The sequence below is a fragment of the Elizabethkingia bruuniana genome, assembly GCF_002024805.1.
In the GTDB taxonomy this organism is placed as follows: Bacteria; Bacteroidota; Bacteroidia; order Flavobacteriales; family Weeksellaceae; genus Elizabethkingia; species Elizabethkingia bruuniana.
The window spans coordinates 766,940-781,121 of record NZ_CP014337.1 but is presented as its reverse complement, the minus strand read 5'-3'; the positions used below and the strand labels follow the sequence as shown (position 1 = coordinate 781,121).

Sequence of the window (14,182 nt, the reverse complement as noted above, 5' to 3'; positions counted from 1 at the left end):
CACGCAGTTTCTTCTTAAATTCTTATGTTATTAATTTAATATCCAGTGTATGCTTAAGCGTATTCTATATATTGTTGCATTTATTATGCAATTCGGGCCTTTACACGCAAGTATAGTAGTCCTAAATGGTCTCACTCATAATTATAAAGTAGAGAACGGTCATGTTTATAAGGGAAAAATAGCTATAGAAAATACCGGTAGCACTTCACAAAATGTAAAAATATATCTGCAAGATTTCAGCTATAAATCTGATGGCAGTGTGAACTATACAATTCCGCTAACCAATACCAAAACTAATGCAGACTGGATAAAACTAAACACCAATCTGTTAACCCTGAAGGCTAAAGAAAAAACTGAGGTATTTTACGAGATTGTCGTTCCGGATAAAATAACTCAGGCTGGCAGCTATTGGAGCGTACTTATTGTAGAGCCTGTGGATGATATAAAACCCAGCGATAAAAAAATAGGCGTAAGCATTACTTCTGTAGTTCGCTATGCAATACAGGTAATTACAGATTATAAAACAGAAAATACAAAACCCGATCTTAAATTTGAAGGTGTAAAAGTAGATAATGTTGAAGGCAAACGAATGCTAAAAATAGCCATAGCGAACAAAGGATCTGTTTATTGTAAGCCCACTCTATCAGCAGAAATATACAGTATTAAAAATGGACAAAAGATCAATAATCTTACCAGCATGCCTATGGGTTTGTTACCAGACTCTTCCAAATCTTTTTATATAGATATTAGTAAAATCCCCCCCGATAAATATAAAGCTGTAATTATTGCGACAGATGAGAACGAAAATGCCTTCGCTCTTAATGTAGAATTAGAAATAAAGAATGATTAAAAACCTTATTCTATATCTTATCATCCTATTTCCGGCACTTATTTATTCACAGCTCCAACCACAGCAATCTATTAGTAAAAAAGATAGTTTAGTGCCGGGAACGGCCACTTCTGTATCTTTTATTATAGAAAACAATACTACTGAAGATAAAGTGTACAGCCTGCAGGTCAGCACATCTACCCAGCTTATCACTCCGATTATAACTAAAACCGAATTGAAAATCCCGGCACGTGAGAAAGCGCTCTATATAGTCCCTATACGAATTGCTACCGAAGCCTCGCGGGGCTCTTATCATATATTTCTACAAGGAATTGAAAAAAATCCAGAAAACAAATTCACCCAATCTGTAGAAGTTAACATTTCCAGCACACGCAGTTTATCTCTTACTGTACTTAATACTCCGGAGTTTGTAAGAGCGGGGGAACCCATCACAGCTTCTTTCTTGCTAAAAAATAATGGAAATACAACCGAGGCCCTAAAATTAGAAAGCAGTCCTAGTTCTTCTATAGATAAAGAATCATCATTCTCTCTAGCACCGGGAGAAAACAAAGTGATTAGTATAACTCAGAATACAGATTCTGAGTTAGGACGAAATGATTATCAGAATCTTAGTTTATCAGCACAAGCTTCTGGTTATTCGAAAGAAAAGCTTACCGCTTATACCAGTGTAAGAATCATTGCTGTAAAACCAATTGAAGAAGACATCTATTATAGATTTCCAATATCAGCTTCTGTCTCTTTTATTGGAATGCGCAACAGGGGTATTTATGAGAACGGCTTTCAAGGGGAGCTTTATGGAAAAGGCAGCCTGAGTAAAGAACATAAAGATATGCTGGAGTTTCGGGCAGTGAGTCCAAACCCGGTTGAGTTTAGTGCCTTCACCAAATATGAAGAATACTTTGTTAATTATAAAAGCCAAAATCTGTTTGTCCATTTAGGTGACAAGACTTTTTCTTCTTCATTTCTTACAGAGTATGCCCGTTATGGCCGTGGCGCAGAACTGCGTTATGATTTCAAAAAAGTTTCTCTGGGTGGTTTCTACAATCATCCAAGATTCTTCCGGGACATAAAGGACGAATTCAATCTGTATTCTACATTCAGACTGGGGAAAGGAAACGAAATTACGGCCGGATATCTGTATAAAAAACCACAAGCCGATAACCATAATGACTATTTAAGCAGTACCTATCTGGATTCCAATGCACATCTCCCCTATCTGATTACCAAATTAAAACCTTTTAAAAATATTGAAGTTCAGGCAGAAGCTGCTTATAGTGAAACCCATAAAACGAATGGTACTGCTTATATGCTGCAAGCACAGGCTTATTATGAAAAGGTAAATGGTAATATATTATATATGAAATCCAGTCCTCAGTTTGCTGGCTATTTCAATAATACCAATTCCATTAATGCAAATATACAGTATAGAATTACCAAAAGACTTAATGTTTTTGCTAATTACATGCAGGATGCTAAGAATTTTCAGCGAGACACACTACTACTGGCAGCTCCTTACCGAAAGTTTTTCCAATATGGAATTAATTTCAAGTATATGAAAAGTGGCAATATTGCATTCAATAATGGTTTTCAGACCTATGAAGACCGGCTGAAAACCCAACAATTCAATTATAACGAAAAGTTCTTTAAAGTTAGTATAAACCAGAAAATAGGCATTTTTAACCTGAATATGGAAGGTCAGTTCGGTAAAACAGATAACTACCTTACAGGCTTCACAGGTAATTCCAATTTTTACATGGCCAATGTTAGTTTCGACAAATTCAAAACTACTTTTAACCTGTTCGGGAGCTATGGAACAACTTCCCGTTACCAAGAAAAAGACCAAAAACAAATTTATTACGGGGCAAGAGTCTCCAGCCGGCTTTCACAATATAATTCGTTGAGTATTTTTTATCAGAACAACTATATCCCGGAAGAGTATTACAAAGACCGTAACCTTTTCGAATTGCTTTTTCATCAACGGATTGCACGCAACCATGAGTTTGATATTTCCGGACGTTATGCCTTACAACGTGGAGAGTTAGGCGATAAAGATTTCATTTTCTCTTTACGTTATACTATGCGGATGAACCTTCCTGTGCAAAAGATTGCAGAATACACCAGCCTTACGGGCAACATTAGTAATATGGGTGTAAAAAAAACGGATGGCATCCGGCTATTATTAGGCAACCAGTTATCAGTAACAGATATTAATGGAAACTTCACTTTCAAGAATGTAGTTCCCGGAGATTATTATCTGGAAATTGACCGCTCTACTACAGAAATGAATGATATCTCCAATATAAATCTTCCGGTTCAGATATCACTTGTCAATAAGCAAAATGTATTCAATTTTGGATTAACCGGAGCTGCCAATATAAAAGGTCATATCCGATTGAGCGAACAAGGCAATACCGACCAGCCGGAAGCTACACTATCTCAATATTCACAAGAGAAAAACAAGAAAGAAAGTATTGTAATAGAAGTTTCTAACGGCGAGCAAACCTATCGGAAAATATGCAGTATAAATGAAGATTTCGATTTCACTTATCTGCGACCAGGTGAATGGACAGTTAAGCTCTATAGGAATGGAATGGACAAGCGATATAAGATTGCCACAGATAACTTTAAATTTATACTAAAGGCTTATGAAAGCAAAAGCATCGACATTTATATTGTAAAACATCAGGCAGAAGTAAAGTTTCAGCAGGAAGCAATAAAAGTAGAATACAATGAAAGAAAAAAAACAAAATGAAAAGATCAATCAACTATATAGCAGCCATTATCCTTACACTCCTGTCTTGTAATGTATACTCACAGCTTTCATCAAGCAAAGAAATATCAATAACATTGCCTATTGTGACTTTACTGGATATAGAACCTGCCGGGGGCATTTCTTTAAGTTTTATAGCACCAACAGAAGCCGGAAGACCTTTAACCAGTCCGACTGCTAATACTACAAAATGGATTAATTATACCTCAGCAATAGCTATTGGCGGAGTTAGCAGAAAGGTAACAGCATCTGTCAGCAATCTTGTTCCGGGGGTAGATATCAGACTACGAGCAGCAGCGGCAACCGGTGTAGGTGGTGGCACCTTAGGAACATCCACCGGGCAAATTACACTAAGTACTACTCCCCAGACTATTATTAGCGGAATTGGTGGAGCCTATACCGGAGATGGAGTTAACAATGGCCACCAATTAACAATTTCGCTAGCAACAAACACTTACGGAAATATTCAGGCACAGAACAACAATACTATTGTTATTACTTATACCATTACAGAATAAAAATGAGAGCATACATTCCTATAAAATATCTATACAGCCTTATTTTAATAATAACCGGAAGTTTGTATAACGCACAGAGTGTCATTGCATATGGTACAGATTGGACACTAGCTCCTACAATTACCGAAGCCGGAACCAACTATACAGGAACTTATGAGACATCAGCAACGGCTCCTTACCAAATGACATTAACAGTTTCAATGCCAGCTTTATTAGGCGCAGCAACAGTAACGGTACGCTACATGAAAGATCCAACATGGGATAATTCACTAGGTCTTGCCGTAAAAAGGTTAAATAATGGAACTTCTCTCTGTGTACTGTGTTCTTTAACAGGTGGTACGGAGTATATCCCTTTAGCTCTGACTGATGTTCAGTTTTTTAAAGTGGGTACGTTACTTGCCCTAACTTCTTTCAATGACATTGGCTTACAATTAAGACTAACTGGTGTATCGGTTACCGTTCCTGCTGCGGCTTATAAAGCTAAAATACTTTTTACAATAGGTTCCCCATAAATTAAAGCTAATGAATATTAAACACCTGATTTTAAAGTATATTGCAATTATATTTTTGTTGAACGAATAATCTCTATCTCTCATGAAATTCAAGGCTTTTTTCGAAACATTCGCCAATAGAGCAACCAGCTTTACAGGCAGTTCTTCTGCTTTTACAATAGCATTGGCTATTGTTATCGTCTGGCTTCTGAGTGGTCCTTTTTTTAATTACTCAGAAACCTGGCAGCTGATTATCAATACCGGAACAACTATTATAACCTTTTTAATGGTTTTCCTGATTCAGAAGTCACAAAATAAAGACAGTAAAGCCATTCAGCTTAAACTAAATGAGTTGATCGCAGCAAGTAAGGACGCCAGCAACCGTATGGTAGATATTGAAGACCTTACAGAAAAAGAACTCGACCAGCTGCACCAGTATTTTGTAACATTGGCACAAATGACCAAAAATGAGATCAATATCCATCAGTCTCATTCCATAGATGCTGCAAACAAAAACCATATAAAGAAGCAGCATAGCTAATTGTTATTTTATCTCACCTTATTCCAAAATTTAATATTCCCTTAATATACAGGAAGTTAAAACGATGTAATTTTATAGTAGAAAGTGAATATAGTATTGTAACCAAATACATTAACACGATGAAAACTATTGTACATTTCTTCCAAAGACTATTCTTCCGCCTGTTTTTAACGCAGTTTAGTTCGTTTTATTCTCCGCTGAAGTTTCATAAAAACTAAACAGCTGAATGAAAGGAATGCAGATGTTGTTATTAAACCACTCCGAATAGATGTTATTGACAAAGGAAGCCTTTGGCAAAGATTTTATTTGGGGAGTATCTACTGCAGCATATCAAATAGAAGGAGCACATAATCTGGATGGCAAAGGCCCTTCTGTATGGGATACATTTGTGCAAAAAAGAAATAAAATATTCCGCAATCATACAGGCAATATCGCCTGTGATCATTACAACCGCTATATAGACGATCTGCACCTCATGCACAGCATGAACATTCGCAATTACAGATTTTCTGTTTCATGGAGCCGGATTCTGCCAGAAGGTACAGGCCGGATCAATCAGTCCGGAATTGATTTTTACAACAAGCTTATTGATCTTTCTCTGGAACTTGGAATCACGCCTTGGATTACATTATACCATTGGGATTTACCTCATAGCCTTGAAATCAAAGGTGGCTGGACCAACAGAGACGTTAAAGACTGGTTTGGTGACTATGTTGCCATTTGTGTAAAGAGTTTTGGAGATCGTGTGAAAAACTGGATGGTATTAAATGAACCTACAGTATTTAGCGCTGCAGGTTATTTCTTTGGGGTACATGCCCCCGGCAGAAAAAGTATAGAAGGCTTTCTTGCTGCTGCACATCATGCAGCTCTGGCACAAGCCCACGGAGCAAGAGTTATAAAAGCATTACAGCCCGAAAGCAATGTAGGCACTACTTTTTCCTGTTCACATGTAGAACCGTATACAAACCGGGAAAAAGATATTAAAGCTGCTAAAAAAGCAGACCTCTTGCTTAACCGATTATTTATAGAACCTTTATTGGGCATGGGGTATCCGGTGAATGAAATCAAGACCCTGAGAAGGATAGAAAAATACATCAAACAAAATGATGAGCAGGATCTGAAATTCGATATGGATTTTATTGGTATACAGAATTATACCCGCGAGATTATCCGCTATGCTATGTTCGTTCCATTTCTGCAGGCAAAAATTGTAAATGCCAAGGACCGAAAAGTAGAAATGACAGCTATGGAATGGGAAGTATATCCGGAATCTATTTATCATATCCTAAAAAAATTTCAGGCTTACGAAAATATACCGCCTTTAATTATTACCGAAAATGGTGCTGCCTTTTCGGATACATTACAAAATAATGTGGTACACGACCCTAAAAGACTGCAGTACATACAAAATATATTACAGCAGGTACTACGTGCAAAACAGGAAGGCGTGAATGTAAACGGTTATTTTGTGTGGACTTTCCTTGATAATTTTGAATGGGCGGAAGGTTATCATCCGAGATTTGGCTTGGTACATGTAGACTTTCAGACCCAGCAGCGCACCGTAAAAGCATCTGGACACTGGTATGCCGATTTTATTAAATAACAGGGACATAGTAATAATGTTATGTAAAGCTTTTCCAAAGGAAAAATAATCGAGACATTGTTAATTTACATTTCCCAATCTGACTGACAATAGTGTTTTTGTCCCAAAAACAGATCAGACAGACGATATGATATAACGAACTTACTTATTGTAAATCTGAGTTGAAAAAGGCTAATCAATTTGGTATTACTCCTTCTTTAAAATCCCTTTCTCTACACTGTCGTTGATAAGCCCTTCAGCATATTCCCATATATTTTCGGCTCCGTCTTTAATGGCAATTTTTTTAGCATATACTTTGGTATAATTTACTCCCGGTGTATTCCATGTGCCACCATTATTGGAGGTGTTTTGAAGCAGAGGTTCTAATCTGTCCATCGCTCTGGCAAATTTTGCTTCAGCTGTTTCTCCAGCTTCAAACTCTTCCCATATTGCAATTAGTTCCTTCGCCTGCTCATCTGGTAACAAACCAAATATGCGCTGAGCTGCCAATCTTTCCTCATCAGTATTGCTGTGGTTCTTCTGTGTATCGTAGATAAAGGTATCACCAGCATCTATCTCTACAATATCATGAATCAGAACCATCTTGATAACTTTCAGTATATCTACCGGTTCATTAGCATGTTCAGCTAATACAACCGCCATCATGGCCAAATGCCAGCTATGTTCGGCATCATTTTCATTACGATCGCTATTGAACAGTTTTGTTCTGCGCTGAATGTATTTGAGCTTGTCGATCTCTTTAATAAAATCTATTTGTTTGAGCAGTGTATCGTGAAGCATGTATAATTGGGAGTATTTATATTCTGTGTCATACAAAGATAACATTTTATGCATTCAGACTACCTACCATATACCTATCCAGTTTTCCAGGTTCCTTTTGGATTCATCTACAGCCAGCCATGTATTTACTTTTTGTTTATCATTTCTATCATAAGCTGTCACATATTGGACATGTAATTTTTCACCTTTATTCAAATTGGGAATCTTTGTGATAAATCCATTTTGTTTCATTTCTGTTATTGACTGATGAAGGCCAACACTATTTTTTAGTCCAGGAGGAAACCAGTCGTCATTTTCGGCTCTTAAATTTAAAGTTTCGCCATCTTCTGTTCCGATGTGTAAAATCCATTCATTGCTTTCTGCCTGTACTGCATCCAGAGACTCTCCCGATGCTGAATCAAAAGATACTTCATCACTGATTTTATCAAGCAGGCAATATATTTCAGTTTCATCATTAGCTTCGGTTATTTTTTCAATTCTAAAAATCCAGCCAGAACTATCGGTAAGGGAATCACCATTATAGAGCGGGATTCTTACTTTGAATGAAACCAGTTCAATTTTATGTCCATTAGTATTAATAATCTCAGAATTTCCATTATCATATTTCTTGACTTCTAAAGCATTTTTGATCCCAGCACTGATAATTCCGACACGAATAATACCCAGAGGAGTTTTAAATTTCTTCTCTATATTATTTGCCTGTAATGACATGCTATATCTATATATTATTTTTATTTCCCAGCAATGCTATTAATTTGCTGTTAAAATCATTGGCTTTTCCATCAAGTAAGCCAAAAAATTGTTTATCAAATTCTTCAACCGCAACAACCGCCTGCTTTATATTCTTCAGTCCTGCTACTGTTAATTCAACAGTTTTGGCTCTGGTATCTGTTCGGTGTTCTGCTCGTCTGATAAATCCTTTTGTCTGTAGAGTTCTTAAAACAGTAGAAGTAGTCATAGGATCTATTTTGGTATGATTAGAAAGTAAAATCTGTGTAACATCCTGGTTTTGCAATGTAAGCCAATGTGTACTTGCCAGTAATACAAATTGGGCATGTGTTAGCTCATATTTTTCTAATGCCTTTTTTATTTCCCGCTGCCACAAGTTAGTGACCTGCCATAGCAGAAAGCCTGTGCTGTCTTCGGGTCGCTCGACGCTAAACGTATTATCTTTATTTTTCATTTGTAATCATTTTCGATGCGATTAAATTATAATCTTTTTTATTGATTTCAAAAAATCCGTAACGAAAAGGATAGCCCCACATTTTTTTATTCTCAATAAAATCAAGTTCAGCAATTAAAGGAAGAATCGAATATTCTTCACATGCATAAAATTTTATTTTTCTTCTGAACGGAACAAAATTTTCTGACATTTGAAACGAATAAATTTCATCATCAGCCACTTTTCCTATTGCAGTGAATTTTTGACACTTCTCATTTCCGTCTAATGTGATTTTAGAAGAATAAATAAGAATCATATCTCCTTTACTCATTCGTTTCAATGGTGCTTTTTTACCATGACACACCTGAATAAAATTCCCGTTTATGCCGCGCATAGTATGTTCTTTTGATATAGAAGCTACCCAAAACCGTGTCATAATTTATTAGCATTTTTTATTTGGTTAGAAATATCATCCGCCAGATTATCTACAATGTCTTTTGCTACCAATTTCACCCATATAAAGCCTAGTATCCCTTCTACAGTCATTGTTATAGTTATTTTCAGTCCGTCTTTCGTCTCCTCATAAAGATGTTCCCCGTACATCTTTGCGAATGGAAATTTCGTTAAATCTGTAAATTTTTTGTAAGGTTCAATTTCAATAAGTTTAATTTTTACTTTCGGCCCACCTTTTGGTTTTAGCATGAAGAAACTGCCCACTTTGAAATCACCTAAAAGTTTTGAATCCTCCACCGAGCTATCCCAATTTTTCCAATTATCAATGTCGGTTGTTAATTTCCAGATTTGCTCTTTTGTTACCTCTTTTGTAATTACTGAATAAGATTTTTGCCACATATTATATATTTTAAAAACACAAATATAATAAGTATACATATAATAAGTAGAATTATTTTATTTCATTCTGTTTATTTAAAAGAACCTATCTTATTTGAATGTCAACTGAAGGTTAAAAAACAAGCTTTTTGAAGCAAAAAAATAAAAAATCTTTGTCACCGGACAATTCTCTTATTCAATACGTTTCGATGTAACTTTAGTTTTCACTTGTTTTTAAATTCAGCCTTTTATTTATATATTGCTCATCTTTTCAGTTAAATGGTTGTTTATTTTGTTATTGTTCTCAAATATTCAACCTTTAAGAAGTAAAGAAAACTAATAACCAAAACTTATTTCATGTTAAACACTCAATCCCCTACAGCTGCTTTTGCAGACACCAAACCTCATTATAATATTCTTGATGGTTTGCGTGGAGTTGCAGCTATTACCGTAGTATGTTTTCATATTTTTGAAGCTTTTGCAACAAGTCACTTAGACCAGCGTATTAATCATGGTTATCTGGCTGTCGACTTTTTCTTTATCCTTTCGGGATTTGTAATGGGATATGCATACAGCGACCGTTGGGGAACAATGACGACTAAAGATTTTATTAAACGCAGAATTATACGTTTGCATCCAATGGTAGTAATGGGGGCTTTAATTGGTGGTATTTTATTTTACACTCAGGTTTGTGCCGTATGGGATGTATCGAAAGTATCTGCTATATCATTGTTTGGAGCAACGCTTCTCAATGCTCTTTTAATTCCGGCAACACCAGGAACTGAAGTCCGTGGCTTGGGCGAGATGTTCCCGCTAAATGGCCCGAGCTGGTCTTTATTCTTTGAATATATTGGCAGTATTCTTTATGCACTGATTATCCGCAGGTTTTCTACAAAAGCACTTTTAGCTTTGGTTATCGCTGCCGGACTAGGTTTAGGAGCTTTTGCGATATTTGGACCTTATGGTGATATCTGTGCAGGGTTCTCATTGACCGGAACTGAATTTACAGCAGGTTTTCTGCGCTTTATGTTTTCATTCTCTGCAGGTCTGCTTCTCTTCCGTATTTTCAAACCGATGAAAATAAAAGGGGCTTTCTGGATATGCAGTTTAATTCTCGTTACGCTTTTGGCTATCCCTCGTATAGGCGGCGCGGAACATCTTTGGATGAATGGCTTATATGATACAGTATGCTGTGTTATTTTTTTCCCGCTTTTGGTATGGTTTGGAGCATCAGAAAAAAGTACCAACCAATTGACAAACCGTATTTGTAAGTTTCTCGGAGACCTGTCCTACCCACTGTATATGGTACACTACCCTTTTATTTATCTGTATTATGCATGGGTGAAAAATGGCAGCCTTACATTTCAGCAGTCTTTTCCCGGAGCAGCAGCAGTAGTTATAGGCAGTATTGTATTGGCTTATCTGTGTCTGAAATTTTATGATATACCGGTAAGAAAATACCTGACTGCAAAATTATTAAAGCCTAAAAGCAGCATAAAAAATTAGTGATTAGAAACTAAGATTATATAAAAACAGCAGGCTTAAAAGGCCTGCTGTCTTTAGTTGTATAGAGTATCTTCTATTTCATTCTCTTGTTTGCATTACTGCTTATAAACATTTCGTTTCGTTCTTCGGAGATAATCTCTATAAAACGTTCATAATGCTTCAGCACATCGGATATCAGTTCGTTTTTGGTAAAGAGCCTTACATCATAACCTTCACGGGCATCACCGAAATAAGATCCCGGAAAATGCGCCTGGTTATCATCTGCATCGGGTAAATTATCTTCGTTTAATAAATAAGCAGATACTGTTCTGGACTGGTTTCTCACCCCATATAAAAAGTTATTTACCAGATCATACTGAATTTCTATTTCAATTCGTGTAGGATTCTCATAAGTATTGATCTTTGCCTCCGTTCCGTTTTCAGCAAACTCGGCCTGCAATTCTGTAAACGCCGTTTTAACGGTTGTATTTATAAAATGGTCTATTGACTGGCGATCGTCTAGCGAGATAATCTGTTTCAATCGTTCCTTCCAATATTCTCCTGACCACGGAGCTGTAGATGCAGAGAAGTCGCGTTCATAATAATTTTTGTCGATGATAAGTGCTTTCATCAGGCTGACGATAAACAATATAATGATAATGGAAAAAGGCAGTGCTGTGATCAGTGTCATACTCTGCAAGGCTTTCAACCCACCTGCATTGAGTAATAATAAAGCCAATACTGCGAGCAATACTCCCCAGAATACGGTTTGCCATTTTGGAGAAACCTTTGCATTTTTCGTTGCAATGCTGTTCATCACAAACATTCCTGAATCTGCAGAGGTCACAAAAAAGATAAGAATAATTAATATTACAAAGAAACTTACAATGGAAGAGAATGGCATATACTCCAGAAACCTGAACATTAATGCATCCGGATCACCAGCCAGTTGGCTAAGCGCTCCACCAGCAGTATGAAGGTCTATCCAGATCGCACTGTTCCCAAAAACAGACATCCAGATAAAATTAAATAAGGTTGGCAGAATCAGTACTGCTGCAATAAATTCTCTGATGGTTCTCCCTTTCGATATTTTAGCAATAAATAGTCCTACATACGGGGACCACGAAATCCACCATGCCCAATATAAAATTGTCCAATTGTAGAACCACGGCAGGGTCTCCTCTTCATAAACATGAGTTCCGAACGTAAGGTTAAAGAAGTTATTGATATAATTACCCAGTCCCTCTGTAAAACTACCGATCAGATAGACTGTCGGCCCTAAAGCCAGTACAAAAACCAATAGTACAATTACACTGATTACATTAATATTACTCAGCAATTTCACGCCTTTGTCTACTCCTGTAACCGCAGAGATAATAGAAAGAGTTACCAATACACTTACAATAATAACCTGATAAACAAAACTATTCTCCGGTACAATATGCAATGTCTGCAAACCCGAATTAATCTGCACCACTCCGAATCCTAATGTTGTGGTAATACCAAAGAAGGTACTGCAAAGGGCAAAAACATCAATAGCATTTCCCCATCGACCGTTTATTTTATCTTTCAGTAACGGATAAAAGCAGCTTCGCAGAGAAAGAGGTAATCTGTAACGGTAAGCAAAATATGATAAAGCCAGACCTACAACTCCATAAATAGCCCATGCATGAACCCCCCAATGGAAGAAGGTATACAACTGTGCATTTTTTGCTCTGTTGATGTGGTTGTTTCCGGTAAATACATCGTTGGAATAATGCTGCATAGGTTCAGCAACACTAAAGTACATCAACCCAATCCCCATTCCTGCTGCAAACAGCATGGAAATCCATGAGAAAAAGGAGTATTTGGGTTTACTATCATTCCTGCCCAGCCGGATATTTCCATACTTACTGAACATAAGGTAGATAAGAAAAAGAACAAATATGGTCACCGACCATACATATATCCAATTGAGTTTAACAAAAATAAATTCTTTTACATTGTTCAGGAGGCCTTCCGTAAGTTTTGGGAAAACTGCCGAAAGTACACAGACGGTAATAATAAAAATTAGACTGGGGACTGTAACGCCCTTACTGAATGTTGTTTTAAAATTAGAAAATTTCATCATTATTGTATTGATTAAAATGCCGGTACATTCCTTATACCTTCGTACAGAATATAGACATGAACATATAAAAAAAATGGAGCCTCTTGTTCTGGAATTTCCGGGAACATACGAGAAAACGGTACAGCAGTAAAAGCTGAAAACCTGTATGCTAAAAAGGGAAATTAATAGTGATAGAAAAGACTATAATTACGCTGCAAATATACGGACAAATAATTAAACGGTCTAAAACACAACACAACTAACTGTATTACAGTTATATACACATAGTATCAAAAACAGAAAATCAGGAATATTTTACATGACTAATTTTCAATATTCTTTCCAGAATGTTTTTTACAAGAATAGTAACACAAGCAATCCCCCCTAATAGCTTTGCACTATCAGTAAAAAACGTGAGTACAAGCAATAAAATAAACATACTTGCCAGAAACAAATTGTCTAAAAAAAATTTACGCTTATAATACTCCGGAATACTATAAGAAAGTTCTGTATGCGCAACAAAAACATAGTAAGAAAGAGCAAAAATACTAAGAGCTGCCAAAATGTTATTGAGTGCGAATAACCGAAATGCCAGTGTAAATACAGCAAAATTTTCAACCGAATCTGCATAAAACGTAGTGGTAAACGGAAAGAAAATAATCGTAAGCATTATGAGCATATTCAGCCGGATTACTGGCCCGTTGTAATTATGGATATGTTTGAACAGGAAATGATGTCTGATCCAGAACATTGAGATGAGTCCAAAGCTAAAAAGCAGGGCCAGAAAATTATACTTTAGTTCCGACAGCTCTCCGAGTACCTGATCATATGTGCTTTCCCGGGTAACATGTGGCACTTTGAACTCAATAATAAGAAGGGTAATCGCTATTGCAAAAATAGCATCGCTGAAAAAAGCCAGCCTTTCTACCTGAAATTCCTGCTTCGGATGTTTTACTTCTGTACCTGAATATCCTTCATTTTCCTGATTTTCCATATTAAAGTTTTCGTTTTTTTGGTGTTAATCAAATTTAAAATAAAAAATGATTCATGTATATTTATTCA

The 14,182-nt window shown here is 36.4% G+C and carries 14 protein-coding genes; 7 read left to right on the top strand and 7 right to left on the bottom strand.

Annotation, left to right across the window (positions count from 1 at the left end):
* The first annotated feature begins 49 nt into the window (after nt 1-49).
* From AYC65_RS03780 to AYC65_RS03755, 6 genes are all read left to right on the top strand, one after another.
* Nucleotides 50-850 carry a WxL protein host-binding domain-containing protein gene (locus AYC65_RS03780; protein ID WP_034869675.1) on the top strand — a complete coding sequence of 267 codons (801 nt, stop codon included), beginning with the start codon at nt 50-52 and terminating at the stop codon, nt 848-850.
* The gene (locus tag AYC65_RS03775) at nt 843-3,602 is read left to right on the top strand and encodes a COG1470 family protein (RefSeq protein WP_034869676.1); all 2,760 of its coding nucleotides are present in this window, start codon (nt 843-845) and stop codon (nt 3,600-3,602) included. Before AYC65_RS03780 ends, AYC65_RS03775 begins: the two co-directional genes overlap by 8 nt.
* A complete protein-coding gene (locus AYC65_RS03770) occupies nt 3,599-4,138 on the top strand; it encodes a hypothetical protein (RefSeq protein WP_034869677.1) in 540 nt (179 codons plus the stop codon). The genes AYC65_RS03775 and AYC65_RS03770 overlap by 4 nt, the downstream gene beginning before the upstream one ends.
* 2 nt (nt 4,139-4,140) lie before the next feature.
* Nucleotides 4,141-4,650: a hypothetical protein gene (locus AYC65_RS03765; protein ID WP_034869678.1), complete on the top strand. Its 510-nt coding sequence runs from the start codon at nt 4,141-4,143 to the stop codon at nt 4,648-4,650.
* An 82-nt stretch (nt 4,651-4,732) separates the two neighbouring features.
* A complete protein-coding gene (locus AYC65_RS03760; RefSeq protein WP_034869679.1) occupies nt 4,733-5,170 on the top strand; it encodes a low affinity iron permease family protein in 438 nt (145 codons plus the stop codon).
* Nucleotides 5,171-5,438: 268 nt separating this feature from the next.
* Nucleotides 5,439-6,773 carry a GH1 family beta-glucosidase gene (locus AYC65_RS03755; RefSeq protein WP_034869680.1) on the top strand — a complete coding sequence of 445 codons (1,335 nt, stop codon included), beginning with the start codon at nt 5,439-5,441 and terminating at the stop codon, nt 6,771-6,773.
* Between the two features lie 186 nt (nt 6,774-6,959).
* Here AYC65_RS03755 and AYC65_RS03750 read toward each other — a convergent pair whose 3' ends face one another.
* The 5 genes from AYC65_RS03750 to AYC65_RS03730 form a co-directional block, all read right to left on the bottom strand.
* Entirely contained in the window at nt 6,960-7,553 is a 594-nt protein-coding gene (locus tag AYC65_RS03750) for an HD domain-containing protein (RefSeq protein WP_034869681.1), read from the bottom strand.
* Between the two features lie 63 nt (nt 7,554-7,616).
* On the bottom strand, nt 7,617-8,264 hold the full coding sequence (locus AYC65_RS03745; protein WP_034869682.1) for a hypothetical protein: 648 nt from the start codon (nt 8,262-8,264) through the stop codon (nt 7,617-7,619).
* A 7-nt stretch (nt 8,265-8,271) separates the two neighbouring features.
* On the bottom strand, nt 8,272-8,736 hold the full coding sequence (locus tag AYC65_RS03740; protein WP_034869683.1) for a MarR family winged helix-turn-helix transcriptional regulator: 465 nt from the start codon (nt 8,734-8,736) through the stop codon (nt 8,272-8,274).
* On the bottom strand, nt 8,726-9,151 hold the full coding sequence (locus AYC65_RS03735) for an EVE domain-containing protein (protein ID WP_034869684.1): 426 nt from the start codon (nt 9,149-9,151) through the stop codon (nt 8,726-8,728). The genes AYC65_RS03740 and AYC65_RS03735 overlap by 11 nt, the downstream gene beginning before the upstream one ends.
* Nucleotides 9,148-9,567, bottom strand: coding sequence for an SRPBCC family protein (locus tag AYC65_RS03730; protein WP_034869685.1), 420 nt, complete (start codon nt 9,565-9,567; stop codon nt 9,148-9,150). Before AYC65_RS03730 ends, AYC65_RS03735 begins: the two co-directional genes overlap by 4 nt.
* Nucleotides 9,568-9,903: 336 nt before the next feature.
* Between AYC65_RS03730 and AYC65_RS03725 the strand changes: the two genes are divergently transcribed.
* Entirely contained in the window at nt 9,904-11,052 is a 1,149-nt protein-coding gene (locus tag AYC65_RS03725; RefSeq protein WP_034869686.1) for an acyltransferase family protein, read from the top strand.
* Nucleotides 11,053-11,125: 73 nt separating this feature from the next.
* On the opposite strand, the gene AYC65_RS03720 is transcribed toward AYC65_RS03725, so the two are convergent.
* A complete protein-coding gene (locus tag AYC65_RS03720; protein ID WP_034869688.1) occupies nt 11,126-13,141 on the bottom strand; it encodes a BCCT family transporter in 2,016 nt (671 codons plus the stop codon).
* A 283-nt stretch (nt 13,142-13,424) separates the two neighbouring features.
* Nucleotides 13,425-14,114: a TMEM175 family protein gene (locus tag AYC65_RS03715; protein WP_034869690.1), complete on the bottom strand. Its 690-nt coding sequence runs from the start codon at nt 14,112-14,114 to the stop codon at nt 13,425-13,427.
* Nucleotides 14,115-14,182: the final 68 nt, after the last annotated feature.

What these genes read in the sequence shown, in the direction of transcription:
- AYC65_RS03780 (WP_034869675.1), top strand. Translation starts at nt 50, where the DNA reads ATGCTTAAGCGTATTCTATATATTGTTGCATTTATTATGCAATTCGGG.
- AYC65_RS03775 (WP_034869676.1), top strand. Translation starts at nt 843, where the DNA reads ATGATTAAAAACCTTATTCTATATCTTATCATCCTATTTCCGGCACTT.
- AYC65_RS03770 (WP_034869677.1), top strand. Translation starts at nt 3,599, where the DNA reads ATGAAAAGATCAATCAACTATATAGCAGCCATTATCCTTACACTCCTG.
- AYC65_RS03765 (WP_034869678.1), top strand. Translation starts at nt 4,141, where the DNA reads ATGAGAGCATACATTCCTATAAAATATCTATACAGCCTTATTTTAATA.
- AYC65_RS03760 (WP_034869679.1), top strand. Translation starts at nt 4,733, where the DNA reads ATGAAATTCAAGGCTTTTTTCGAAACATTCGCCAATAGAGCAACCAGC.
- AYC65_RS03755 (WP_034869680.1), top strand. Translation starts at nt 5,439, where the DNA reads ATGTTATTGACAAAGGAAGCCTTTGGCAAAGATTTTATTTGGGGAGTA.
- AYC65_RS03750 (WP_034869681.1), bottom strand. Translation starts at nt 7,553, where the DNA reads ATGCTTCACGATACACTGCTCAAACAAATAGATTTTATTAAAGAGATC.
- AYC65_RS03745 (WP_034869682.1), bottom strand. Translation starts at nt 8,264, where the DNA reads ATGTCATTACAGGCAAATAATATAGAGAAGAAATTTAAAACTCCTCTG.
- AYC65_RS03740 (WP_034869683.1), bottom strand. Translation starts at nt 8,736, where the DNA reads ATGAAAAATAAAGATAATACGTTTAGCGTCGAGCGACCCGAAGACAGC.
- AYC65_RS03735 (WP_034869684.1), bottom strand. Translation starts at nt 9,151, where the DNA reads ATGACACGGTTTTGGGTAGCTTCTATATCAAAAGAACATACTATGCGC.
- AYC65_RS03730 (WP_034869685.1), bottom strand. Translation starts at nt 9,567, where the DNA reads ATGTGGCAAAAATCTTATTCAGTAATTACAAAAGAGGTAACAAAAGAG.
- AYC65_RS03725 (WP_034869686.1), top strand. Translation starts at nt 9,904, where the DNA reads ATGTTAAACACTCAATCCCCTACAGCTGCTTTTGCAGACACCAAACCT.
- AYC65_RS03720 (WP_034869688.1), bottom strand. Translation starts at nt 13,141, where the DNA reads ATGATGAAATTTTCTAATTTTAAAACAACATTCAGTAAGGGCGTTACA.
- AYC65_RS03715 (WP_034869690.1), bottom strand. Translation starts at nt 14,114, where the DNA reads ATGGAAAATCAGGAAAATGAAGGATATTCAGGTACAGAAGTAAAACAT.